This is a genomic window from Sagittula salina, assembly GCF_017813235.1.
GTDB classification, from domain to species: domain Bacteria; phylum Pseudomonadota; class Alphaproteobacteria; order Rhodobacterales; family Rhodobacteraceae; genus Sagittula; species Sagittula salina.
The window spans coordinates 215,915-239,485 of the sequence record NZ_JAGISH010000006.1 but is presented as its reverse complement, the minus strand read 5'-3'; the positions used below and the strand labels follow the sequence as shown (position 1 = coordinate 239,485).

Here is a 23,571-nt window from a genome sequence, read left to right as displayed (position 1 = left end):
CGGCCCGGCTCAATTCAGCGCCTGCGGCTTGGGTTCGGCAAAGCGCGCCTCCCACGTCGGCGAAGTCGCAAGGAACAGCGACGGCGTGACCACATCCGTCACAAAGGTCGCGCCCGGCCCCATCGCCGGTGCCACCAAAGACGCAGCCGTGCGCAGCGACTTGTACTTCGCCGCGCTGCAAAAGCTCCGGATCGCGGACTGCCAGGGCGAGGCATTGGACAGCCGCGGCTTCATCCCCGACCCCATGACGGAGTTCAGCTCTGTATCGGTGACGCCGTAGCAGGCCGTCGCGTTGGTGTCGTCACCCGGACCGTCGGGGCAGGCGGCGGTGCCTTCGTTCACGTGACCCAGCCCCAGAAGGTGCCCGACCTCGTGGACATGGGCCTTCTGCTTCACGGGGTCGCTGTTGGAATCCCACGCCTTCGTCGTCGATTTGATGTCGTTGCTGTCATAAAGCTTGCTGTGCGAACCAAAGAAGCTCTCTGACGAATGCAGCCGGACGACCTCGATATTGTGGTGGTTGGACGCTGCCTGCCCGTCGTTGATCTGCAGATCGAGCCGGCAAACCGTGTGCGGGGCGTAAAGCTTCCCCTTGTTCTCGAAGGCGAAGTAGTCCGACGGGTTCAGCAGAAAGAACGTGTTGCTCCAGAAGTTCTGCACCTCGCGCTCGAACTTGCGCTTGTAGGCAGACCACGCCCCGTCGGTCCATTTGATGATCTTGCGGTCGCGGCCCTTCGTGCTGTGCGGCCCGTAATCGTGATAGGTTCCGTCGGCGGCATCGGCCGCCGGGTTGATCTGCCGCATGCCCATTCGCAGGACCAGCGTCAGCTCCATGTTGTCGACCTTCCCCTTGGGGAGATCGAGAAACGCGTCGAAGCGTGGAAAAACCTTTTTCAAGTCGTGCCCCCTTATGAAATTCGCCTAATATGGGGCAAGCGTGACACAGCGGTGCCGGTGCCGAAAGTAAGGACTTCCATGATATACAACCTCGGTTCGATCAATGCCGACCTGTTTTACGCACTGCCGCACTTGCCCCAGCCTGGGGAAACCCTGGCCTCTCAAAGCTTCTCTCGCGGGCTGGGCGGCAAGGGGGCGAACATGTCGGTGGCGGCGGCACGGGCGGGCGCGCGCTGTGCCCACATCGGTGCCGTGGGGGCGGACGGCGCCTGGGCGGTGCAGCGGCTGATGGAATACGGCGTCGACACCCGGCTGATCCGTACGTCGGAAGAGGCGACAGGCCACGCGCTGATCCTTGTGGATGCGGCGGGCGAGAACGCCATCGTTCTGTTCCCCGGCGCCAATCGCGCCTTGTCCGAGATGGATCTGGCCCTGGCGCTGTCTGAGGCCACCGCCGCCGACATCTTCCTCTGCCAGAATGAAACAAACCTTCAGCTGGAAGGGGCGGAGCGTGCCTCCGCCCTCGGGATGCGGGTGGCCTATGCAGCGGCCCCCTTTGACGCAGAGGCGGTGCGCGCTGTTCTGCCGCTGCTGGACCTGCTCGTTCTGAACGAGGTCGAGGCCCGGCAACTTGAGGCGGCCACGGGCCGGGCGGCGGATACCCTGCCCGTCCGTGACGTGGTGATCACACTGGGGGCAAAGGGGTGCCGCTGGCATAACACCGACACCGGTGCAACGCAGGACTTTGCCGCGCCAAAGGTCACGCCCGTCGATACCACCGGCGCGGGCGACACCTTTACCGGCTATCTTCTGGCGGGGTTGGATCGCGGGATGCCGATGGCGCAGGCCATCGGGCTGGCGCAGAAGGCGGGCGCGCTCATGGTCACGCGGCACGGCACGGCGGACGTGATCCCCGACCTCAAGGAGGTTCAGGCCTTCACGCCTTAATTGGCAAAGGCCGCCGCCTTTCCCCAAAGCTGTTTCACCCGCTGGTCGCGACCGCAGGCGTCGCGGTACTTCTTGTAGGCGTCACGCTGCCGGATCGCGCCAAAGCGGGTCAGCACGCGGTTGTCGCCCTTGTAATAATCCTGGTGATAATCCTCGGCCTCCCAAAAGGTCACCCGGTCCAGGATCGGCGTCACGACCGGCTTGCCCAACACCTTTTCCGCCGCGGCCTTCGCGGCCTCGGCCGCCTGCCTTTGGGCGGGATCAGAGACGAATATCGCCGTGCGGTAGCTGTCGCCCCGGTCGCAGAACTGCCCGCCCTCATCCAGCGGATCGACTGAACGGAAGAACAGGTCGAAAAGCTGCTTGGCCGAAACTTTCGCGCTGTCGTAGTCGATCCGCACGGCTTCATAGTGGCCCGTGCCGCCTTTGGTGACCTGCTTGTAGCCGGGGTCCTTCACCGTCCCGCCGGTGTAGCCCGACACCACCTCCGATACTCCGGGAACGCGTTCGAAATCCGCCTCCACACACCAGAAACAGCCGCCCGCGACGACGATTTCATCGGCTTGTGCGGCTTGGGCAAATAACAGGCAGGTGGTGGCCATCAGGGCGTGTCGGAACATTTCGGGTCTCCTCTTCGGACCCAGCCTGCCCCGCGCGCCGCGCGGCTGGCAATTCGTTTCAAAGCCCCTCACCCGAAGGTGAGAGCCGCGTTACAGCGCCAGCGCTTCACGTGTAACAGGGCATCTTTTGCCGGAATAGAGCCTGTTCAGCACGGCGCCGAAGACCTCCGGCGCGCCCGGCACCGCCTCGAAAAGCGTCATGGAGGAACGAACCTTCAGCGCGTCCACGGGCCCGAGAATCTCTTCGGGTGTCCGGTCGGCGTGTTTCAGCAACAGTTCCGCCGATTGCTCAAGTCGCGGCCCAAGCACGGGGTGGGACAGGTAGGCCGCTGCCTCCACCAGCCCCGAGAGGCCGAAATGCCGCGCGCGGTGCGACCGGCCGAGGCTCTGCAATTGCGGAAAGACCCACCAGATCCAGTGCGAGTCCTTGCGTCCGGCGTGCAATTCCGCCACGACCTGCGGCCAGACGGCCTCCTGCGCCTCTACGAATTCCGCAAGCTCTGCCATGGCGGCCTCCCTGTGCGGGAAGGCTAGCAGGTGCGGAGCGGCCCGGATACCCTCACTCTCGATGCCCGTCCAAGCGGGTGTCTGCGCAGTCGGGCTCAGCCCAGCAACTGGCCCAGTTTGAGAGCCAGGGCCATGTCGCCGGAAACCTTCAGCCGCCCCATCGCAAAGGCCGTCATCGGGTTCAGCTGCCCGGCGATCAGCTTCTTCAGGTTCTCTGCGGTCATGTGAATTGTGCATTGCGCCGGCCGATCCTCCAGCAGCGCCTGCCCGCCCTCCAGCGTGATCGCGCCGTCGGCGCCGCAGTCGAACTTGATGACCTCCGCCAGGGGGCGCTTGTCCAGCCCGCGCTGCATTTTCTCTGCGATCTCCGCCAGCATACCTGCCTCCCAAATGCTTCGGGGCAAGCTTTCGCCTGCCCCGTGAAACCCTTCAACAGTGACGCTACGGCCTTGCCTCGGGCGCCGCTCGCGTTGCTTATTCTGCAAGCCGCCGCTTGCGGGCCGCCAGGAGCCGCAGGCGCAGGGCGTTCAACTGGATAAAGCCTGCCGCGTCCTTCTGGTCGTAAGCGCCGGCGTCCTCTTCGAAGGTCACATGCGCCTCCGAGTAGAGCGAGGTTTCCGACCAGCGGCCGACGCAGGTCGCCGCGCCCTTGTAAAGCTTCAGGCGCACGGTGCCCGACACCAATTCCTGGCTCTTGTCGATCAGAGCCTGAAGCATTTCGCGCTCCGGCGAGAACCAGAAGCCGTTGTAGATCAGTTCCGCGTAGCGCGGCATGATCGAGTCCTTCAGATGGCCTGCCCCGCTGTCCAGCGTGATCTGCTCGATGCCGCGGTGGGCTTCCAGCAGGACGGTGCCGCCGGGGGTCTCGTAGATGCCGCGCGACTTCATGCCCACGAACCGGTTCTCGACAAAATCGAGACGGCCGATGCCGTGCTTTCCGCCCAGTTCGTTCAGCTTCGTCAGGATCGTGGCGGGCGACATCGCCGCGCCGTTGATCGCCACGGCGTCGCCCTTTTCAAAGGTGATCTCCACGAACTCCGCCTCGTTCGGGGCATCCTCGGGCGCCACGGTGCGCTGGTAGACGTATTCGGGCGCCTGTTCCGCGGGGTTCTCCAGAACCTTGCCTTCAGAGGAGGTGTGCAGCAGGTTCGCGTCCACGCTGAACGGGGCCTCGCCGCGCTTGTCCTTGGCGATCGGGATCTGGTTGGCCTCGGCGAATTCCAGCAGCCTCGTGCGCGAGGACAGGTCCCATTCCCGCCAGGGCGCGATGCATTTCACGTCCGGGTTCAGCGCGGCGGCCGACAGTTCAAAGCGCACCTGATCGTTGCCCTTGCCGGTGGCGCCATGCGCGATGGCATCGGCGCCAACTTCCTCGGCGATCTCCACCAGCCGCTTGGAAATCAGCGGCCGCGCAATGGAGGTTCCCAGCAGGTAGAGCCCCTCGTAGACCGCGTTCGCCCGGAACATCGGGAACACGAAATCGCGCACGAATTCCTCGCGCACGTCCTCGATGTAGATGTTCTCCGGCTTGATGCCCAGAAGCTCCGCCTTCTTGCGCGCCGGCTCCAGTTCCTCGCCCTGGCCGAGATCGGCGGTAAAGGTCACCACCTCGCAGCCGTACTCCGTCTGGAGCCACTTGAGAATGATCGAGGTATCGAGGCCGCCGGAATAGGCCAGGACGACTTTCTTGGGCGCGGACATGGGGGTTCCCTTCGTGTGAGACGCACGCGCGATAGCGGTTTTTTGGCCTGTGGGCAAGGTGCGCTCCCTTGACAGCGCCCCGGCGCTTCCGCCTTTAACAGGGATCACCCCGCAAAGGATGCCATCTTGCGCTTCCTCGCCTTCCTCTGGCCCACTCTGGCCGTTCTGAACCGCAACGTTTTTGCCGCGCTGCGTCTTTCGGTGCTGCCGGTGCTGGCGGCGGTTGGTGTCTGGGTGGCGGCGCGCAGCTATGCGCCACTGATCGGCGGCAGCGCCTTGCACATGATGGCGTACCTGCTCGCCGTGCTGTTTGCGCTGTGCCTATGCTACGCTTGGTTCGCCATCCGCTGGCACCGCTTCCTGCTGCGGAAAGAAACGCAAAGCGCGCTTGGCGGCAGCTTCCCACCGAGGACGCTCAGACGCTACACGCTCAGGCTTTTTGCGCTGGTGGCGGCCATCCTCGTGGCGAGCTTTCTCATCGCGGTGATTACGGACCCCGGAGGAGAGATGGGCCTGCCCGCCCAATGGCTGCGTTATTTCATGGTCTACATGGCTTCCGGTTGGGTGTTCTACCGCCTCAGCCCGGCGCTGGCCGGCGTGCCTCTGGCCCAGCCGCTGACCCGCATCGAGGCATGGCGCGCCACGCGCGGCACCGATTTCGCGTGCCTCGGCATCACTTTCGGGACTTTCCTGCTGACGACGCTTCTACAGATCCCCATGACTCCGGAGGGCGCGGATATCACACCTTTGGAGCCGCTCTATATCACCGTGTCCTTCTGGGTGCAGGTGCTGGTCTTCACCACCTCCGTGTCGGTCGTGTACCACGCGACGGTGATGGCCCCCCACCCCTGCGGCGAATAGGCCCTTGCCAGCCGCCGGTTTCCCGTGAAACCAAGGCCCATGACCGATTTCCAGACCCCCGACTTTCAGGAACTGGCCCGCGCCGCCGAAGAGGCCATGCGCGATGTCTTCCCGACCACGCCGCTTTTGCGCAACGATCATCTGTCGGCGCGCTTCGGAGCGGATATCTGGCTCAAGCGCGAGGATCTCTCGCCGGTGCGGTCCTACAAGCTGCGCGGTGCCTTCAACGCCATGCGCAAGCGGCCAGACGTGGATCTCTATGTCGCGGCCTCGGCGGGGAACCATGCGCAGGGCGTCGCCTTCATGTGTCGGCACCTGGGCGTGCGTGGCGTGATTTTCATGCCGGTGACGACGCCGCAGCAGAAGATTCAGAAAACCCGCATGTTCGGCGGCGAACAGATCGAAATCCGCCTGATCGGTGACTACTTCGACGACTGCCTGCATGCGGCCAAGGAGTTCTGCGCCACCGAAGGCGGGCATTTCCTGTCGCCCTTCGACGATGAGGACGTGATCGAGGGCCAGGCCTCCGTCGCGGTGGAGATCGAACGCCAGCTGGGCCGCATCCCCGACCATGTAGTGATCCCCGTGGGGGGCGGCGGCCTGGGGGCAGGGGTGCTGTCGTACTTCGGTACGCAGACGCAGTATACGTTTGTCGAACCGGCTGGTGGTGCATGCCTGCGGGCGGCGCTGGCGGCGGGGCGGCCCGTGGCGCTCGAGAAGGTGAATACCTTTGCTGACGGGGCGGCGGTGGCCCGCATCGGGGAGCAGACCTTTGCCCGGCTCAAGGGCGTCGGACTGGCCAACACCCTGGCCATTCCGGAGGATCGGCTTTGTACCACCATGCTGGAGATGCTGAACGTCGAAGGTATCGTTCTGGAACCGGCGGGCGCGCTGTCTGTCGACGCGTTGAAGGACCTCGGGCAAAGCATCCTTGGCCGCACGGTGGTCTGCATCACTTCGGGCGGGAACTTCGATTTCGAACGCCTGCCGGAGGTGAAGGAGCGCGCGCAGCGCTATTCGGGGGTGAAGAAGTATTTCATCCTGCGCCTGCCCCAGCGCCCCGGCGCGCTGAAGGATTTCCTGACGTTGCTCGGCCCGGACGATGACATCGCGCGGTTCGAGTATCTGAAGAAGTCTGCACGCAACTTCGGCTCCGTCCTCATCGGGATCGAAACCAGCGCACCCGAAAGCTTCGAACGGTTGTTTGCCGCGCTCGATGCGCATGGGTTCAGCTATCAGGACATCACCGATGACGAGATTCTCGCGCAGTTCCTTATCTAGCGCTGTTTCGACCGTACCCCCAGCCCGGCGGCGCGCCTCAGGCCGCCAGCCGGTCCGGCAGGTCGCGTTCGAATTGTAGGCGCGAACTGCGGTAAATCTGGCGCACCTCGTCCAGACCGACCACGTCCGCCCGCCCGCTGGCGGCGGCCTTTTCGCCCTTGAGGCACAGCTGCGCCAGCGCCTCGAACCCGAGGTTCAGCGCCGCGCCCTTCAGAAAATGCATCTGTTCCTCGACGATCACCGCGTTGCCCGCCGCCGCTTCCAGCGCGGAAATGGCGCCATCGACTTCCAGCAGGAAGAGCTCCACCACTTCCTCGAAATCCTCGGCGCCGATCTCATCAACCAGTTCGCCTACGCGTGCCCAATCGATCATCTTTCCCAACCTCCTGCTCCTGTTTTTCCTACGCGCGCGCGGTGAACGGAACCTTAGAGGGCAGCCGGAAATTATGTCGATTTCGATCTTTCAGGTGCCATTAAGACCGCCCCGTTACCACATGCCTCAAGAGCAATCGGACAAGAGCAGGCGATAACGGACCATGGCGGTGCAGCCGGATCAGCTGACGAATACACCGCGGCTGACCGGTGCAGTCAGGCGTGTGCTGGTCGTCGACGACAGCCGCCTCCAGTTGAAACTGGTGGGCGGCACTCTGACCCGCTGGGGGTTCGAGGTCACGACCGCCGAGTCCGGTCCGGAAGCGCTGGCGATCTGCGCCACCGATCCGCCGGATCTTGTCCTCTCCGACTGGATGATGCCGGGCATGAGCGGGCTGGAACTCTGCCGCCGTTTCCGCGAACTGGACCTCGGAAGTTACGGCTACTTCATACTCGTCACGTCGAAGTCGGAGAAGGGCGAGGTGGCGGAGGGGCTCGATGCCGGGGCCGACGACTTTCTGACGAAACCCGTATCCAACGACGAATTGCGTGCCCGTATCACAGCCGGCGAACGCATCCTGTCCATGCAGCGGCAATTGTCGGAGAAGAACCGCGACCTGTCCCACGCGCTGGAGGAGTTGCGCGCCGCACATGAGGCGATCGACAACGATCTGCGGCAAGCCCGTACCATCCAGCAGTCGCTGGTGCCCGAACGCGTCTGCGAGGTCGGGACCTCGCGCGTCTCCTTGCTTCTGCAACCCTGTGGCCATGTGGGCGGCGACCTCGTCGGCATGTTCCGTCCCGGCTTTGACCGGCTCGGGCTCTACAGTATCGACGTTTCGGGCCACGGCATCACCTCCGCCATGGTGACGGCGCGGGTGGCGGGCTATCTCTCCTCCACCTTCCCGGAGCAGAATATCGCACTGCAACGCCGCTACACCGGATTTTATGCCATGCGCGACCCGGCAGAGACGGCCTTGCTGCTGAACCAGCGGCTCGCTGCGGATCCAGGGGTGGAAGAGTATCTGACCATGGCCTATGTCGCCGCCGACCTGACCACGGGGCGGATGCGGCTGGTGCAGGCGGGGCATTCCCCTGCCATGCTGCTGCGCGCCAACGGCGAGATCGAACTGATCGGCGACGGCGGCCTGCCCGTCGGTCTGGTCGACGAGGTCAGTTACGACACCCACGCATTCCGCATGAAAAGCGGCGACATGCTATTGTTGTATTCCGATGGTTTCACCGAGGCTGTCATGGACAACGGCAAGATGCTGGGGGAGGAGGGCCTTGCCCGTATCTTCCGCGAAAGCGCGGAGGGCGGCAGCGGCCCCGACCTGATGGAGGACATGTTCTGGCGCCTCACCATGCAAATGGCCGACAAGAACAGCCTGAGCGACGACGTCTCCGCCGCACTGCTGGAATTCGACGTGCTGTCGCAGGACTAGCGCAGCATCGCCCGGACAAAGGCGCGTTCGCCCGGGTTTCCCAGTTCCCTTGCCGCGCGCTCCGCTGCCATCCACAGCGCGCTGTGCGCGGGTTCGACGGGCGCGCTCAGCGGATAGACCGGATCGGCGCGGTAAAGGATACAAAGCTTTTCCGCCCAGATTTCGTAGTCGGGCATCCAGGTGAACCGTCGGAAGGCACCCAGCCGCCGCGGGTTGGCGATCTTCCAGCCGGTTTCCTCCCAGACCTCGCGATGCAGCGCCTGTAGCGGGCTTTCGCCCGGATCGATGCCGCCGCCGGGCAGCTGGACCTCCGGATAGGGTGCGGACTGGTGCGTCAGCAGCAGGTCCCCGCCGCGTGGCAGCACCACGTAGACGCCGGGGCGGAACCTGTATTGCTGCCCCGCGAGGGGCCCCTCTCCGTACCTGCGCATGTCTCACCCCTTTGCGTTCGCGGCATATGGCCTTATATGCGCACCTTGACTGCCAGACCACGGCACCAAGGAAAACCCCGGATGACCTCCGGAAGACCCCAAGGATCTCCTCATGAGCTTCGGTGACAAGATCGCCTGGGACGATACCGTCCTGCCCTTCCAGCTTGACCGCTCCGACATGCGGGGTCGCGTGGCGCGCCTCGACGGGGTGCTGTCGGGCGTCCTGAAACAGCACGACTACCCCGATCCGGTAGAGGCGCTGGTGGCCGAGATGGCCCTGCTGACCGCCCTGATCGGCCAGACGATCAAGCTGCGGTGGAAGCTGTCCCTGCAGGTGCAGACCAACGGCCCGGTGCGGATGATAGCCACCGACTATTACGGACCCCACGAAGAGGGACAGCCGGCACGGATCCGGGCCTACGCCAGTTTCGACACCGACCGGATCACCGACGACGCGCCGTTTGCCCAGCTCGGCAACGGCTATTTCGCGATTCTGATCGATCAGGGCGAGGGCATGCAACCCTATCAGGGCATCGTGCCGATCGCGGGGAATTCGCTGTCCGACTGCGCCGCCGCCTACTTTGCCCAGTCCGAGCAGCTGCCCACGACCTTTGCCCTGACCTACGGCAAATCGACCGAACACGGCGGCGAGGAGCACTGGCGCGCGGGGGGCATCATGCTGCAGCACATGCCCAAGGCATCGCCCTTCGCCAAGGACGCTCCGTCCGAAGAGGACGGCGTGCTGCGCGCGGATGACCTTGTCGATGGTGACACGCGGGAAAACTGGAACCGCGTCAATGCGCATCTCGCCACGGTGGAGGAACTGGAACTGATCGGCCCCTCCGTGCCGCCGACCGACCTGCTGGTGCGCCTGTTCCACGAGGAAACGCCGCGTGTCTACGACGCCCAGCCGGTGCGTTTTGGCTGCACCTGTTCGGAGGACCGCGTGCGCCAGTCCCTGTCGATCTATTCGGCCAAGGATATCTCGCGCATGACCACGGACGAGGGCACCGTCACCGCCGACTGCCAGTTCTGCGGCGCGCATTACGTGCTCGACCCCAAGACTGTGGGCTTCGAGGCGGAGAAAGCCCCGGATGACGACGCTTGAAGTCATAGCCGACCAGACCGAACGGTTGCGCCGCGCGCTGGGCGTCGCGGCGGGACCGTCCTCGGATTTTGACCTGAACCCTGTCGTGGCCCTGCCCGAAGGGCGCAAGCTGCGTCCGGCCGGGGTTCTGGTCGCCTTCCAGCCCGGGCGTGACGGGCTGGATCTCCTGCTCACAAAGCGGTCGAGCCACCTCAAGCACCACCCCGGTCAGATCGCCTTTCCCGGCGGCAAGGTCGATCGGGGAGACGCGGATGAAACCGCCGCCGCCCTGCGCGAGGCGCATGAGGAGGTGGGCCTTGACCCCGACACTGTCGAGGTGCTGGGCACCCTGCCCGCGCACGAAACCGTCACGGGTTTCTCGATCACTCCCGTGCTGGCGCTGATCCGCGTCCCCTTCACCCCGGTACCGGAACCGGGCGAGGTGGAGGAGGTATTCACCACGCCCTTCTCCCATGTCATGGACCGGGCGTACTATACCGTTCAAGGCCGTCGCTGGCGCGGGCAGCGCAGGCTGTATTATGCTGTTCCCTATGGCCCCTACTACATCTGGGGCGCCACCGCGCGGATGCTGCGCGGGCTGGCCGAAAGGGTGAACGCCGAGAGAGGCGAGACATGACCACGGTGCACGGCGACTGGCTGGACAACCCCGCCGCCCAGGCGGTTCTGAAGATGCTCGAGGACGGTGGTCATCAGGCCTACGCCGTGGGCGGCTGCGTGCGCAACGCGCTGCTGGGCGCGCCAGTGGCCGACGTCGACATTGCCACCGACGCGCACCCCGAGCGTGTTGTCGAATTGGCCGAACAGGCCGGGTTGAGGCCGGTTCCGACAGGTATCGACCACGGCACCATCACCGTGGTCGCGGACGGCACCGGGTTCGAGGTCACCACCTTTCGTGCCGACGTGGAAACCGACGGGCGCCGCGCAGTGGTGGCCTTTGCCACCGACATCACCGAAGACGCCCGCCGCCGCGACTTTACCATGAACGCGCTCTATGCCGACCGGCGCGGGCAGGTCCTCGATCCGCTGGGCGTCGGAGTCCCTGACCTGAATGCCCGCCGGCTGCGTTTTATCGAGGATGCCGAGACCCGCATTCGCGAGGACTACCTTCGCATCCTGCGCTTTTTCCGTTTCTTCGCCTGGTATGGCAATCCGGAGGGGGGCATGGATGCGGAGGCGCTTTCCGCCATTGCCGGGAACCTCGACGGGCTCGACGTGCTGTCGCGCGAACGGGTGGGCCACGAATTGATGAAGCTCTTTGCCGCGCCGGATCCGCTTTCCTCCGTTTGCGTCATGGCGCGCAGTGGCGTTCTGAACCACGTTCTGCCCGGCACGAACGAGACGCCGCTTGGCCCGCTCCTGATGCACGAGGTCGCGCTGGACCTGTCGCCGGACCCGCTGCGCCGCCTTGCCGTTCTCGGCATGGTCGACGGCGCTGCCCTGCGGCTGTCGAAGGCGCAACAAAGGCGGCTGCGGCTGTTGCAGGATCTGATCCCGGCCGCCGCCACGCCCCGCGAAATCGCCTACCGCCACGGCGAGGACGCCGCGCGGGAGGTGATCGCCCTGCGTGCCGCTACCTTTGGCGCACCGCTGGAAAAGAACGCCCTGCCCCACCTGCGTGCCGCTGCCGATGCAGAGTTCCCGGTGAAGGCAAAAGACCTCCAGCCGGCCCTGAAAGGCCCCGCGCTGGGCGAGGCATTGCGTGCGCTGGAAGCCGACTGGATCGCCTCCGGGTTTTCCCTCACGCGCGAAGCCCTCCTGTCCCGTGCCGGAAAAGCGTGACAGAAGCACACATCTGTGCCAAAACGCTCCCGAACCTTGTCGGAGGCCCCTTGATGGAAATTGCACGGTCCCTTCCCAGCTTTGTCTGACTGACCCTGCACGTGCGGGCTTCGGCAGACGCCGCGCCGCACCCTTTCGTCATGCCTGATTCACGCCCGGATTTGCATCCTGATTCATGGCCCGCTTAACGCCAGTCCAAAGGCGACCTTCGAATGTTCCGCTTCTTTGAAAATCTCGTCGACCCCTACGCGCCCTATTCCCCGAACGATACGCCACCGCGTCGCCTGCTGCCCTTCCTGTTTCAATACGCCCGGCCCTTTCGCGGGGTTTTCGTGCTTGCAACCGTAACGTCTGTCCTGACGGCCAGCATCGAGATCGGCCTGATCGCCGCAATGGGCTGGGTGGTGGATATCCTCGAAGGCGACCCGGCGCAGGTCTGGGGCGCGCACGGGCTGACGCTGATGGCGCTGGGATTCTTTCTGCTGTTCCTGCGTCCGCTTCTGAATGCGCTGGATGTGGCCCTGCTGAACCAGGCGATCATGCCGAATCTCGGCACGCTGATCCGCTACCGGGCCCATGCCCACGTGCTGCGGCAGTCTGTCGGCTGGTTCGAGAATGACTTTGCCGGGCGTATCGCCAATCGTATCATGCAGACGCCCCCGGCGGCTGGCGAAGTGGCTTTCCAGACCTTCGATGCGGTGACATTCTCACTGGCCTACATCGTGGGCGCAGTGCTCCTTCTGGGCGATTCCGATCCGCGCCTGACGATCCCGCTTCTTGGCTGGATGATCCTCTATGGGCTGCTGATCCGCTGGACGGTGCGCAACGTCTCCCCCGCGTCGAAGGCCTCTGCCGATGCCCGCAGCCTCGTGACGGGGCGCGTGGTCGATGCCTACACCAACGTCCAGTCGGTCAAGATGTTCGCCCATGACGACCGGGAACTCGACTACGCAAAAGAGGCGATCGAAAAGGCCCGTCAGACTTTCATGCGGGAAATGCGGCTCTATACCACCATGGATCTGGCGTTGAACGCGTTGAACGGCCTGCTGGTGGTCGGTGTGGTGGGGTTGGCACTGACGCTCTGGATGCAGGGCAATGCCACCGCAGGGGTAGTCGCGGCGGCAACGGCGCTGGTGCTGCGGCTGAATGCCATGACCGGCTGGATCATGTGGGCGACGACCTCGCTGTTTCGCGAGCTGGGCATCGTGCAGGAGGGGATGGAGACCATCGCCCAGCCGATCACCCTGCGCGACACCCCCGACGCGCAGCCGCTGCGACTGACCGACGGCCGGATCGAGTTGAAAGTCCTAAGCCACCACTACGGGCAGGCCTCCGGCGGGCTGGACCACGTGACGCTGACCATTCCCGCCGGGCAGAAGGTCGGGCTGGTTGGCCGCTCCGGTGCGGGCAAGTCGACCCTGGTGAAGCTGCTCTTGCGGTTCTACGATCCGGAAGCTGGGCAGATCCTGATTGACGGCCAGGACGTCACGCGGGTGACGCAGGCCAGCCTGCGCGAAGGCATCGGCATGGTGCAGCAGGATTCGTCACTGCTGCACCGCTCCGTACGGGACAACATCCTTTACGGGCGCCCCGACGCCACGGAGGCAGAGATGATCGCCGCCGCACGGCAGGCGCACGCGCATGATTTCATACTCGGGTTGCGCGACGCCGAGGGCCGCGCGGGCTATGACGCGCAGGTGGGCGAACGCGGCGTGAAGCTGTCGGGCGGGCAGCGGCAACGGATCAGCCTCGCGCGGGTGATCCTCAAGAATGCGCCCATTCTGCTGCTCGATGAAGCGACCTCCGCGCTCGATTCAGAGGTCGAGGCCGCGATACAGGACACGCTCTACGGCATGATGGAGGGCAAGACGGTCATCGCCATCGCTCACCGCCTGTCCACCATCGCGCACATGGACCGCATCCTGGTGCTGGACGGTGGGCGCATTGCAGAGGACGGCCCCCACGAGGTGCTTCTGGCGCGGGGCGGGCTATATGCCTCCTTTTGGGCGCGGCAGTCGGGCGGGTTCCTCGCTCTGGACCACCCGGAGGATGACACGGACACGGACACGGCAACGGACACGGACAGCGGAGAGGCGGCGGAATGATCGCATCGACCATAAGCAAGGCGGGTCGCCTGATCGACACCAGGGCCGAGGCCGGTGGGCCGCCGCCCCGCACACTGGCGCGTTTCATCCGCTGGGCGTTACGCGGCGCCGGGCCGGTGATCGCGCTGGGCGCGGTGGTCTCGGTCTCTGCGGGCCTGACGGAGGTCGCCGCCATGTACCTGCTCGGGCTGATTGTCGACGCGGCTGGGGAACCCGGGCCGCTGCTCGCGCATTGGCCGCTGTTCCTCGGGGCGGCCATTCTGTTGCTGGTGATCCGCCCTGCGCTTTTCGGCGGGCTGGCTCTGACACAGACGGTGATGATCGGGCCGAACGTCTTCAACCTCGTGATGACGCGGCTCTACCGCTGGACCATCAACCAGTCGGTGAGCTTCTTCGACAATGATTTCGCCGGTCGGCTGGCGCAGAAAAAGGTGCAGGCCGCGAATGCGCTGACGGAAACCGTGGTCGAATCCGTCAACGCCCTGACGCTGGGGCTGGCGACCGTGCTGGGGACCATGGCGCTGCTTGGTGCGGTGAACCTCTGGCTGGTGCTGATCCTCGGCGTGTGGTTCGTGCTGTACCTGTGGTTCCTCAAGCGCCACCTGCCCACCATCCGCACCCGATCCGCCGAGCGCGCCGGGGCGCGGGCAATGGTGTCCGGGCAGGTGGTGGACACGCTGTCCAATATCAAGACAGTCAAACTGTTCGCCGGGCGCCAGCACGAGGACGGCAAGACGCTGGGCGCGCTGGATGAACTGCGGTTGAAGGCGCTCCTGTTCGGGGAGGCGACGACCAGCTTCCGGCTGGGGCTTATCTGCATCGCGGGGCTGCTGCCAGTGGCGCTGATTGGCGCCGCGGTTGCGCTGCGCGGCTCCGTCACGCCGGGCGATATCGCGGCCATCGGGGGCGCGGCGCTGCGACTGGCGCAGATGACGGGGTGGATCAGCTTCTCGATCATGGTGATTTCCGGCCACCTGGGCGAGGTCGAGGATGGCATGAGCACGCTGTCGGTCGCGCATGACCTGACCGACGCACCCGATGCCAGGACTCTGAACGTGACCGACGGAGAGATCCGTTTCGACGACGTGACCTTTACCTATGGCGGCGAGGCCGGCGGGCTTGAAGGCGTCGACCTAACCGTGAAACCGGGCGAGAAGCTGGCTATTATCGGCGCTTCGGGCGCAGGGAAATCGACCCTCGTTGCGCTCTTGATGCGGCTCTACGACACGGAGAAGGGCCGGGTGCTGATCGACGGACAGGACATCGCGCGCGTGACGCAGGACAGCCTCAGGCGCCAGATCGGCATGGTCACGCAGGAGATGTCCATGTTCAACCGCTCCGCGATGGACAACATCCGCTACGGCCGCCCCGACGCGACGGAGGCAGAGGTGATCGCCGCCGCCCGGCGCGCGGAGGCGCATGACTTCATCCTGACGCTGAAGGACCACAAGGGCCGCGAGGGCTATGCCGCGCATCTGGGTGAACGCGGCGTGAAACTGTCCGGCGGCCAGAGGCAGCGCATCGCGCTGGCCCGCGCCATCCTGAAGGACGCGCCGATCCTCGTGCTGGACGAAGCGACCTCCGCGCTCGATTCGGAGGTCGAGGCCTCGATCCAGTCCGCGCTTGACCACGTGATGGAGGGCAAGACGGTGCTGGCCATCGCGCACCGGCTCTCTACCATATCGGGTATGGACAGGATCATTGTTCTCGACCACGGGCGCATCGCCGAGGAAGGCACCCATGACGCGCTTCTCGCGGCGCAGGGGCTCTATGCCCGCTATTGGGAGCGGCAATCCGGCGGCTTCATCGGCGCGGACAACGACCAGACGGAGGCCGCCGAGTGATCCGCCGCCTCTTTCCGAAGATCGACCCCTTTCAGCCCGCCGAGGGTCCGCCGCCGCGCGCGCTATGGCCATTCATGCGATGGGCGCTGAAGGGGGCGGAAAAGGCCATCCTCGTCGCCTGCCTCGTCACCTTCTTCGCCGGAACGTCCGAGCTGGTTGCGGCAAAGTTCACCGGCTGGGTCATCGACAGCGCCGCTGAGAGTGGCCCGGGGGATTTCTGGGGGGCGTTCTGGCCGTTGGTGGTGTTCGGCCTCGTCTTCTTCCTCTTGGTCCGGCCTATCGTCTTTGCCGCTGACGCGGGCGTGTCGGGCATCATGCTGGGGCCGAACCTGTTCCCGCTGATCCTGCAACGGCTGAACCGCTACACCATGGGCCACTCCATGGCTTTTTTCGAAAACGACTTTGCCGGGCGCATCAGCCAGAAGGCGATGCAGGCGGCTCGCGCGCTGACCGATCTTGTGCTGGAGACCACCGATGTCATCGTCTTCTCTCTGGCGATGTTCGCGGGGTCCTTCTTGCTGCTGGGGGGCATCGACTGGCGGCTATTGCTGATCTTTGCCGTCTGGGCTGTGCTTTACGGCCTGACGCTGTGGTTTTTCATCCCGCGCGTGCAGAAGCGGTCCGCCCGGCGGGCGGGGGCGCGCACGTTGGTAACCGGGCAGATCGTCGACACGCTATCGAACATGTCCACGGTGAAACTCTTTGCCCGCGACGCCGAGGAAGACCGCGCCACGCAAGCCACGCTGGACGTTTACCGCCAGCGCGGGCTGGAGTTCGGAGAGCTGTCCGCCCTGTTCCGCATGGTGCTGATGACGCTGGGGGGCATCCTGCCGGCGGTTTCGATCCTCGGTGCGCTCTACCTCTGGAGTGGCGGCCACGCCACGGCGGGGGACATCGCCATGACGGCGATGATCACCTCGCGACTGTCGATGCTGACCAACCGGCTGGGGCGGGTGGCCATCACGATCTTCACCCATCTGGGCGAAATCGAGGACGGCATCGGCACATTGACCCCGCCGCATGGCATCACCGACCGGCCGGGCGCGCTGGACCACCCGCCGAAGGGACCGGTGCGCTTCGAGCACGTCGGCTTTGCCTATGGAGGCGAGGGGCGGGCGCTGGCGGACTTCGACCTGACCATCGGCGAGGGCGAGAAGGTCGCACTGGTTGGCGCCTCGGGGGCGGGGAAGTCCACCGCCGTTTCGCTGCTGCTGCGGCTGCACGAGGTGGAACAGGGACGCATTCTGCTGGGAGGAACGGATATCCGCGACCTCGCGCAGTCGGCGCTGCGCGAAGCGGTGGCCGTGGTTCGGCAGGACACGTCGATGTTCAACCGCTCCGCCATGGAGAACATCCGCTACGGTCGACCCGGGGCCAGCGACGAAGAGGTTTTTGAAGCGGCGCGGCGGGCGTCGGCGCATGACTTCATCCTGGACCTGAAGGATCTGAAGGGCCGCTCCGGCTACGAGGCGCGGCTGGGCGAGCGCGGCGTGAAGCTGTCAGGTGGCCAGCGGCAGCGCATCGCGCTGGCCCGCGCCATCCTGAAGGACGCTCCGGTGCTGGTTCTGGACGAGGCGACGTCCGCGCTCGATTCCGAGGTGGAGGCCGAAATTCAGCACGCGCTGGAGGAGGTGATGAAGGGCAAGACGGTTCTTGCCATCGCGCACCGTCTGTCCACCATCGCCGCCATGGACCGCATTCTTGTGCTGGACGGCGGTCGCATCGTCGAGCAGGGCACCCATGACGCCTTGCTGGCGGGGAAGGGGCTTTATGCCCGCTACTGGGCGCGACAGTCGGGCGGTTTTCTAGGCGCAGAGGCGGCGGAATAGATCCGTGAAGGACCTCTGGCCTCTGGTCTGCGTGGCGGGCGTGGGCTAGTGAGTATTTTTGCCAAGAAGAAGCAGGGGCCGGGACCATGACCGAACTGATGCGCGTGACGGTGGAGCGGCTGGGGCATCTCGGCGATGGCATCGCAGCCAATGCTTCGGGAAGCCCGGTCTATGTGCCGGGCGCGCTGCCGGGCGAGGTGGTCGAGGGTGCCGTGGACAATGGCGTCATGGCCGTGCCGAAGATCGTGACACCGGTGGCGGAGCGCGTTTCCCCGCCCTGCCGCCATGCGAAGGCCTGCGGCGGTTGCCAGTTGCAGCACGCGGATTACGGCTTCGTCACACGCTGGAAGGAAGAAGTCGTCACACGTGCGCTGGCCGCCCAGGGGCTGGAGTGCGAGATGCGCCCATGCATTGTTTCGCCGCCGCTTTCGCGCAGGCGGGCAGGGTTTTCGGCACGGCGCAAGAAGAAGGGCGCACTGGCAGGGTTCCACGCCAAGGGATCGGACGTGGTGATCAGCGTGCCTGACTGTCAGCTGGTGCGCCCCGCGCTGTCGGCAGCGCTGCCGCTGGCAGAGGCGCTGGCCGTCGCCGGTGCGTCACGCAAGGGCGAATTGTCGGTGATGATGACCGAAACCGAAGCCGGGCTCGACGTTGCGGTGCGCGGGGGCAAGCCGGTGGACGACGACTTTCGCGTGACGTTGGCCGGGATCGCGCAGGCAGAAGGCATCGCGCGGCTGTCCTGGGACGAGGAGGTGCTGACCTTCCGGCCCGCCATGGTTACGTTCGGATCCGCGCAGGTGGTGCCCCCGCCGGGGGCCTTCCTGCAGGCGACGAAGGAGGGCGAGGCCGCGCTGCTGTCCTGCGTCACGGAGGCCCTGACAGGCGCGCGCCATGTCGCCGATCTCTTTGCCGGCTGCGGAACCTTTTCGCTGCCAATTGCGGAACAGGCGCGGGTCCACGCGGTCGAGGGTGACGGAGCCATGCTCCGGGCGCTCGACAAGGGGTGGCGGCAGGCGCAGGGTCTGAAGCACGTCACGACGGAGACACGGGACCTTTTCCGCAACCCCCTGCTGCCGGACGAGCTGGGACGCTTCGACGGCGTGGTGATCGATCCGCCGCGCGCCGGGGCCGAAGCGCAGGTGGCGCAGATCGCCAGACTGCGCGTTCCGCGGATCGCATTTGTGTCGTGCAACCCGGTGACCTTCGCCCGTGACGCCGCAGTGCTGACCCGCGCGGGCTACCGGCTGGATTGGGTGCGCACCATCGACCAGTTCCGCTGGTCGACGCATGTGGAGCTGGCAGCGCAATTCACACCCGCGTGAGCGCCCGGAAAAGGTGTGCTTACAGGCGCCCCCGGAAGGGTGTATACCCTGTGCCAAAATCCATGAGGGGCAGTGTGATGCGTATGATCAGGTTCGGTGTGATCCTGCTGACGGGGCTGTTGCTGACGGCCTGCGGGCAGAGCAAATTCTACAACTACCGGGGGCCGGAGGTGACGCAGGTTGTCATCAACAAATCCGACCGTCGCATGTACCTTCTGCACAACGAGGAAGTGCTGAAGGCTTACGACGTGGGGCTAGGCTTTGCCCCCGTGGGACACAAGCAGGTCGAGGGCGACGGCCGGACGCCGGAGGGCATCTACTACATTGACCGTCGCAATCCGAATTCGGCCTTCCACCTGTCCGTCGGTCTCAGCTATCCCAACCCGCAGGACCGCGCCTTTGCCTCCACCATGGGAAAAAGCCCGGGCGGCGATATCTTCATCCACGGGCAGGGCCAGACCTACAAGAAGGGCGCGCCCCGCGACTGGACGGCGGGCTGTATCGCGGTGACGGACAAGCAGATTCGCGACGTCTACTCCATGGTGCGCGAGGGTACGCCGGTGGTGATCAACCCCTGACGGGTTTCCGGGCAAGATCGGGGGGAGTCGTCGCGCAGGTCAAGACAACCGGATACGGGCATGAAAATGGGGTCGGTGCGAAACACCGACCCCATTCTTTTCAGTCCGTATGCCTGACTCAGGTGCCGGGAATCGGCGCCACGCCCGTGGCGCCAAGCACGAGACACCACCAGATCTTGCCGTTGTCCTCCTGATACCAGGCAAAGCCCATGTCCGAGGCGGCGCTGTCCAGCAGTACGCGGCGGGTCGGTTCCTCTTCCATCCACGCCGAAAGTGTTTCCAGTTCGGTCTCGTAGGTCTCGGAGATATTCTCGCCCACGAGGCGGCCGGTGTAGCCAACGCGCTGCACCCGGTCGACCGGCGAAGATCCGTCGGAGCCGAAGTGCCACGGCCGGTTCTGCACCGACATGTCGCGCGCATGGGTGGCGGCGGCGGCGTTCAGCTTTGCGTTCAGGGACAGCGCCGGGGCGCCCGCCGCGGAGCGCAGCGCATTCACCGCGTCCAGCATCCGGTATTCGATCTGCGCCTGTTGGCCCGGCCCGATGCGATAGACGCGGGGCAGGGGCTTCCCGTCCGGGCCGATCCCTCCACCCGCCGGGGCGGTGGGCTGGTGGGTACATGCGGCGGCCAGGGCCGACGCGGACAGGGCGAGAAAGACGCGACGTTTCATGGGGAACTGCTTTCGGATGCTGTTTCCACCCGCCTTAACGAAACGAGCGTTGCCAATCAAACCCACATCGGCGTGAGCGCGCCTAAACACGCGGCTTTGAATTGAACCTGTCTCTTTCGCGCAATATCATGCCACCCTGCAGGAAATTTCCATCTGAAGAGGATTGGACCATGGCCGATTGGTCGCACAAGTCGCTGGGCCGCCGTGCGTTCCTGGCGGGAACCGCCGCCGCGCTGGCCACCCCCGCGCTGGCACAGAACGTCAACGATGGCTCCACCACCGAGGTGGAGCGCGAGTTGAACACCTCCGTGCGCCGCAACGTCTCGAGCTTTCGGACCCTGGACTGGCAGCCCTATTTCTCCAGCCTGACAAAGGGCGCGATCCTTGTCGATATCTCGTCGCGGGCGCTGCACTACTGGGAGGAAACCGGGCAGTATCACCTTTACCCGTGCTCCGTCCCGCTCACTGAGGATCTGACCCGTCGCGGTCGCACCGCCATTGTGCTGAAGGATCCGACCCCCTCGTGGCGCCCGACGCCGGCGATGAAGGTCCGCAACCCGGAGTGGCCGGACTTCGTCGGCCCCGGACCGGACAACCCGCTGGGCACCCGCGCCATGCACCTGGGCTGGACCTATTATCGCATCCATGGCACCCATGACACACGCAAGATCGGGCGCCGGTCTTCGAACGGCTGCATCGGCCTGTACAACGAACACATCGAACAGTTGTACGAGATGGCTCAGGTGGGCACTCAGGTGTTGCTAATTTGACGACAAGGCGGTCACCGGCGGTTTTCGCGCGTTAACTAGCAATTGCAAACGCTTTGAAATGCTGCTTAGAACGAGTCACGAGGTAAGTCTTGGGTGCCTGTTGTCGGTCCAATTGCGACCGGCTCAGGCGAATATCTGGAGGATATAATGAAGAAACTCGCACTCGCCGCAGCTTTCGCAGCAGCCGCAACGTCCGCAATGGCCGGTTCCTACGCTAAGGACGACGTCGTGATGGAAGTCGAGCCGGTTGTTGTCGTCGAAGAGACCCAGGCGTCGTCGTCGTCCGCAGCTCTGCTGATCCCGCTGCTGCTGATCGCCGTCATCGCCGCCGCAGCGTCCAACTAAGCTGCCTGCGACCCGCGCCACGCGCGGGCTTGAGAACAAAGAAGGCGGTGCGACGGCACCGCCTTTTTCTTTGTTCGTTTTTCTTCGGATGTTACCGTCCGTCAAAACGCTTGGCGTTATGACGGACGTGAAAACACCCGCCACGGGCTTTGGCCATGGCGGGTGTTTTTCAGTTTCAACCTGTCAGGTTTAGGCACGCTTCAGTCAGATACCCAACCGCCGAGGTTTTCCGAAATCACCGCGGTCAGCGCGTCGATGTGGGCATCGTCGTCGTTCAGGCAGGGAATATAGAGGAAGCTCTCCCCACCGGCGTGCTCGAAGCTTTCCTTGATTTCCTCGTTGATCTCCTCGAGCGTCTCGATGCAATCCGCGCTGAAGGCGGGCGCCACCACGGCGATGCGCTTCTTGCCCTCTTCCTTTGCCAGCCGCGCGACTTCCTCCACCGTGTAGGGGCGCAGCCATTCTTCCGGGCCGAACTGGCTCTGGAAGGTTGTCTTGATCTGGGTGTCGTCCCAGCCGAGTCGCTCCTTCAGCAGGCGCGTGGTCTTCTGGCACTGGCAGTGGTAGGGGTCGCCCTCCATCAGGTAGCGCTGCGGCAGGCCGTGATAGGAGCAGATCAGCAGTTCGGGCTTCGCCTCCGCCTGCGCGTAGGCGCGTTCGACGGATTGAGCCAGCGCCTCGATGTATTTGGGGTGCTCGAAATAGGGGTCGACCACGCGCGCCGTCGGTTGCCATTTGACCTCCATGAGCGCGCGGAAGAACTGGTCGTTCGCCGTGGCCGAGGTTGCGCCCGCGTATTGCGGGTAGAGTGGAAAGAACAGGATCTTGCGGCAGCCCTTGTCGATCAGCTCCTGGACCTTCGCCTTGGTCGAGGGATTGCCGTAGCGCATGCAAAAGGCGACTTCGACCTCGTCGCCGTATTGCTCCGCCATACGGGCGCCGATCTTTGCCGTCTTGGCGCGGGTGATCGTCATCAGCGGAGATTCGTCCAGCTCGTTGTTCCAGATCGATCTGTAGGCCGCGCCGGAGGTAAAGGGCCGCTTCGACAGGATGATGAGCTGCAGGAGCGGCTGCCACTTCCACTTCGGGTAGTCGATTACCCGCTGATCGGAGAGGAACTCCGACAGATAGCGCCGCATGGACCAGTAGTCGTGCCCGTCCGGGGTGCCGAGATTGGCGAGCAGCACGCCCACCTTGCCGGCACGAACCTTCGGGTGATCGGCGGGGGCATGGGCGGGACGGGTGCCCTCGGGCCTGGAATCGAGCATCTTGTCTGGTCCCCTTTCGGAATATGTCGGCGCGATACCTATCGCACCCGGGTATACGGTCAATCCTTCAGACTGGTTTCATCAGTCCCCAGCGCCTGGGCAAGACGATGCGTCGCAGAGCCGGGCCTCAGCGGCTGCGGCTGGCTGTCGTCCGGCGCCCAGCCGGTCAACGTGATGGTTTCGAAACTGGCCGGGATGCGGCCGTCCCCGGTGGAAAAGCTCTCTGCATAGATTTCGGTGGCGCGCAGCAACACGGCGCGGCGCGTGGGATGGCGCAGGCGACCCTGCAGGGCGTTGGCTTCGCCCATGGCGCGCAGGTCGCGCATCATGTGCAGGGGGCTTTGATAGGTCACCGTCAACGGCGCGCTGTCGGCCACCGGCAGCGCCAGCCCGGCGCGTTGCATCAGCGCGCCGAGGTCGCGAATATCGGCCATCGGCAGCACGCGCGGGGACAGGCCGCCGGTCACCTCCGCCTCCGCCTGACCCAGCGCGGCACGCAGTTCGTTCAGCGTCTGCCCGCCAAGGCTCAGAACCAGCGCGAGCCCGTCGGGGCGCAGCGCGTGGCGCAGCTGGATCAGCTGACCCACCGGATCGTCGGCCCAATGCAGGCAAAGCGCGTGGATCACCAGGTCGTGGGCGTTGCGGTCCAGTTGCAGCACCTCCGCGTCCGGGACAATCGTCGCCTGCGGAAAGGCCTCGCGCCAGACCTCCGGGAAAGGAGTCACCACGGCCGGGGCTGTAAAGGTCTTCTTAACCAAAGACAGCCGATCCTGCGCCTCGTCGCGGGCGAGGTCGTGAAGGAATAGGGCGGCGCGATCGGCGCGCGCCCGGTTGCGGCTGAGCGCCGCGCGATCCGTGAGACGGGGAGGGGCTGACATATGAAGGCAGAT

The 23,571-nt window shown here is 65.1% G+C and carries 24 protein-coding genes; 14 read left to right on the top strand and 10 right to left on the bottom strand.

Features of this window, described 5'->3' with window-relative positions:
• Positions 1-9: 9 nt before the first annotated feature.
• Positions 10-897: a hypothetical protein gene (locus J5474_RS12465; RefSeq protein WP_209361238.1), complete on the bottom strand. Its 888-nt coding sequence runs from the start codon at positions 895-897 to the stop codon at positions 10-12.
• A gap of 78 nt (positions 898-975) precedes the next feature.
• On the opposite strand from J5474_RS12465, the gene J5474_RS12460 reads away from it, so the two are divergent.
• Positions 976-1,845 carry a ribokinase gene (locus J5474_RS12460; protein ID WP_209361237.1) on the top strand — a complete coding sequence of 290 codons (870 nt, stop codon included), beginning with the start codon at positions 976-978 and terminating at the stop codon, positions 1,843-1,845.
• Here the strand turns inward: J5474_RS12460 and msrA are convergent.
• The 4 genes from msrA to J5474_RS12440 all read right to left on the bottom strand — a co-directional run bounded on the left by msrA (position 1,842) and on the right by J5474_RS12440 (position 4,673).
• Entirely contained in the window at positions 1,842-2,465 is a 624-nt protein-coding gene (gene msrA / locus J5474_RS12455) for a peptide-methionine (S)-S-oxide reductase MsrA (protein WP_245216416.1), read from the bottom strand. The genes J5474_RS12460 and msrA overlap by 4 nt on opposite strands.
• A 90-nt stretch (positions 2,466-2,555) precedes the next feature.
• Positions 2,556-2,972: a DUF1810 domain-containing protein gene (locus J5474_RS12450; RefSeq protein ID WP_209361236.1), complete on the bottom strand. Its 417-nt coding sequence runs from the start codon at positions 2,970-2,972 to the stop codon at positions 2,556-2,558.
• Positions 2,973-3,067: 95 nt separating this feature from the next.
• Positions 3,068-3,349, bottom strand: coding sequence for an SCP2 sterol-binding domain-containing protein (locus J5474_RS12445; protein ID WP_209361235.1), 282 nt, complete (start codon positions 3,347-3,349; stop codon positions 3,068-3,070).
• A gap of 97 nt (positions 3,350-3,446) precedes the next feature.
• Complete coding sequence (locus tag J5474_RS12440) at positions 3,447-4,673, bottom strand: argininosuccinate synthase (RefSeq protein WP_209361234.1); 1,227 nt, start codon at positions 4,671-4,673, stop codon at positions 3,447-3,449.
• A gap of 126 nt (positions 4,674-4,799) precedes the next feature.
• Between J5474_RS12440 and J5474_RS12435 the strand changes: the two genes are divergently transcribed.
• Together J5474_RS12435 and ilvA are read left to right on the top strand one after the other, a co-directional pair.
• Positions 4,800-5,534: a hypothetical protein gene (locus tag J5474_RS12435; RefSeq protein WP_209361233.1), complete on the top strand. Its 735-nt coding sequence runs from the start codon at positions 4,800-4,802 to the stop codon at positions 5,532-5,534.
• A 39-nt stretch (positions 5,535-5,573) separates the two neighbouring features.
• Positions 5,574-6,815 (top strand): threonine ammonia-lyase IlvA, encoded by a 1,242-nt coding sequence (ilvA, locus tag J5474_RS12430; RefSeq protein ID WP_209361232.1) that lies wholly within the window; start codon positions 5,574-5,576, stop codon positions 6,813-6,815.
• Positions 6,816-6,852: 37 nt separating this feature from the next.
• On the opposite strand, the gene J5474_RS12425 is transcribed toward ilvA, so the two are convergent.
• Positions 6,853-7,188 (bottom strand): Hpt domain-containing protein, encoded by a 336-nt coding sequence (locus J5474_RS12425; protein ID WP_209361231.1) that lies wholly within the window; start codon positions 7,186-7,188, stop codon positions 6,853-6,855.
• Between the two features lie 163 nt (positions 7,189-7,351).
• On the opposite strand from J5474_RS12425, the gene J5474_RS12420 reads away from it, so the two are divergent.
• Positions 7,352-8,632, top strand: coding sequence for a PP2C family protein-serine/threonine phosphatase (locus J5474_RS12420; RefSeq protein WP_209361230.1), 1,281 nt, complete (start codon positions 7,352-7,354; stop codon positions 8,630-8,632).
• On the opposite strand, the gene J5474_RS12415 is transcribed toward J5474_RS12420, so the two are convergent.
• The gene (locus J5474_RS12415) at positions 8,629-9,063 is read right to left on the bottom strand and encodes an NUDIX domain-containing protein (protein WP_209361229.1); all 435 of its coding nucleotides are present in this window, start codon (positions 9,061-9,063) and stop codon (positions 8,629-8,631) included. The genes J5474_RS12420 and J5474_RS12415 overlap by 4 nt on opposite strands.
• 112 nt (positions 9,064-9,175) lie before the next feature.
• Between J5474_RS12415 and hslO the strand changes: the two genes are divergently transcribed.
• From hslO to J5474_RS12375, 8 genes are all read left to right on the top strand, one after another.
• Positions 9,176-10,171 carry an Hsp33 family molecular chaperone HslO gene (gene hslO, locus J5474_RS12410; protein WP_209361228.1) on the top strand — a complete coding sequence of 332 codons (996 nt, stop codon included), beginning with the start codon at positions 9,176-9,178 and terminating at the stop codon, positions 10,169-10,171.
• A complete protein-coding gene (locus J5474_RS12405) occupies positions 10,158-10,787 on the top strand; it encodes a CoA pyrophosphatase (protein WP_209361227.1) in 630 nt (209 codons plus the stop codon). Before hslO ends, J5474_RS12405 begins: the two co-directional genes overlap by 14 nt.
• Entirely contained in the window at positions 10,784-11,950 is a 1,167-nt protein-coding gene (locus J5474_RS12400; protein ID WP_209361226.1) for a CCA tRNA nucleotidyltransferase, read from the top strand. The genes J5474_RS12405 and J5474_RS12400 overlap by 4 nt, the downstream gene beginning before the upstream one ends.
• A 212-nt stretch (positions 11,951-12,162) precedes the next feature.
• Entirely contained in the window at positions 12,163-14,055 is a 1,893-nt protein-coding gene (locus J5474_RS12395; RefSeq protein ID WP_209361225.1) for an ABC transporter ATP-binding protein, read from the top strand.
• Positions 14,052-15,899 carry an ABC transporter ATP-binding protein gene (locus tag J5474_RS12390; protein ID WP_209361224.1) on the top strand — a complete coding sequence of 616 codons (1,848 nt, stop codon included), beginning with the start codon at positions 14,052-14,054 and terminating at the stop codon, positions 15,897-15,899. The genes J5474_RS12395 and J5474_RS12390 overlap by 4 nt, the downstream gene beginning before the upstream one ends.
• The gene (locus tag J5474_RS12385; RefSeq protein WP_209361223.1) at positions 15,896-17,728 is read left to right on the top strand and encodes an ABC transporter ATP-binding protein; all 1,833 of its coding nucleotides are present in this window, start codon (positions 15,896-15,898) and stop codon (positions 17,726-17,728) included. The genes J5474_RS12390 and J5474_RS12385 overlap by 4 nt, the downstream gene beginning before the upstream one ends.
• Positions 17,729-17,826: 98 nt before the next feature.
• On the top strand, positions 17,827-19,050 hold the full coding sequence (locus J5474_RS12380; protein WP_209361322.1) for a class I SAM-dependent RNA methyltransferase: 1,224 nt from the start codon (positions 17,827-17,829) through the stop codon (positions 19,048-19,050).
• Between the two features lie 77 nt (positions 19,051-19,127).
• Positions 19,128-19,628 (top strand): L,D-transpeptidase family protein, encoded by a 501-nt coding sequence (locus J5474_RS12375; RefSeq protein WP_209361222.1) that lies wholly within the window; start codon positions 19,128-19,130, stop codon positions 19,626-19,628.
• Positions 19,629-19,746: 118 nt separating this feature from the next.
• On the opposite strand, the gene dalA is transcribed toward J5474_RS12375, so the two are convergent.
• On the bottom strand, positions 19,747-20,298 hold the full coding sequence (dalA, locus tag J5474_RS12370) for a divisome-associated lipoprotein DalA (protein WP_209361221.1): 552 nt from the start codon (positions 20,296-20,298) through the stop codon (positions 19,747-19,749).
• Between the two features lie 170 nt (positions 20,299-20,468).
• Between dalA and J5474_RS12365 the strand changes: the two genes are divergently transcribed.
• Both J5474_RS12365 and J5474_RS12360 read left to right on the top strand, forming a co-directional pair.
• Complete coding sequence (locus J5474_RS12365) at positions 20,469-21,068, top strand: L,D-transpeptidase (RefSeq protein WP_209361220.1); 600 nt, start codon at positions 20,469-20,471, stop codon at positions 21,066-21,068.
• A 147-nt stretch (positions 21,069-21,215) separates the two neighbouring features.
• The gene (locus tag J5474_RS12360; protein WP_209361219.1) at positions 21,216-21,413 is read left to right on the top strand and encodes a hypothetical protein; all 198 of its coding nucleotides are present in this window, start codon (positions 21,216-21,218) and stop codon (positions 21,411-21,413) included.
• Positions 21,414-21,613: 200 nt separating this feature from the next.
• On the opposite strand, the gene hemH is transcribed toward J5474_RS12360, so the two are convergent.
• Entirely contained in the window at positions 21,614-22,681 is a 1,068-nt protein-coding gene (gene hemH, locus J5474_RS12355) for a ferrochelatase (protein ID WP_209361218.1), read from the bottom strand.
• Positions 22,682-22,740: 59 nt separating this feature from the next.
• On the bottom strand, positions 22,741-23,559 hold the full coding sequence (locus J5474_RS12350; protein ID WP_209361217.1) for a methyltransferase domain-containing protein: 819 nt from the start codon (positions 23,557-23,559) through the stop codon (positions 22,741-22,743).
• Positions 23,560-23,571 lie beyond the last annotated feature (12 nt).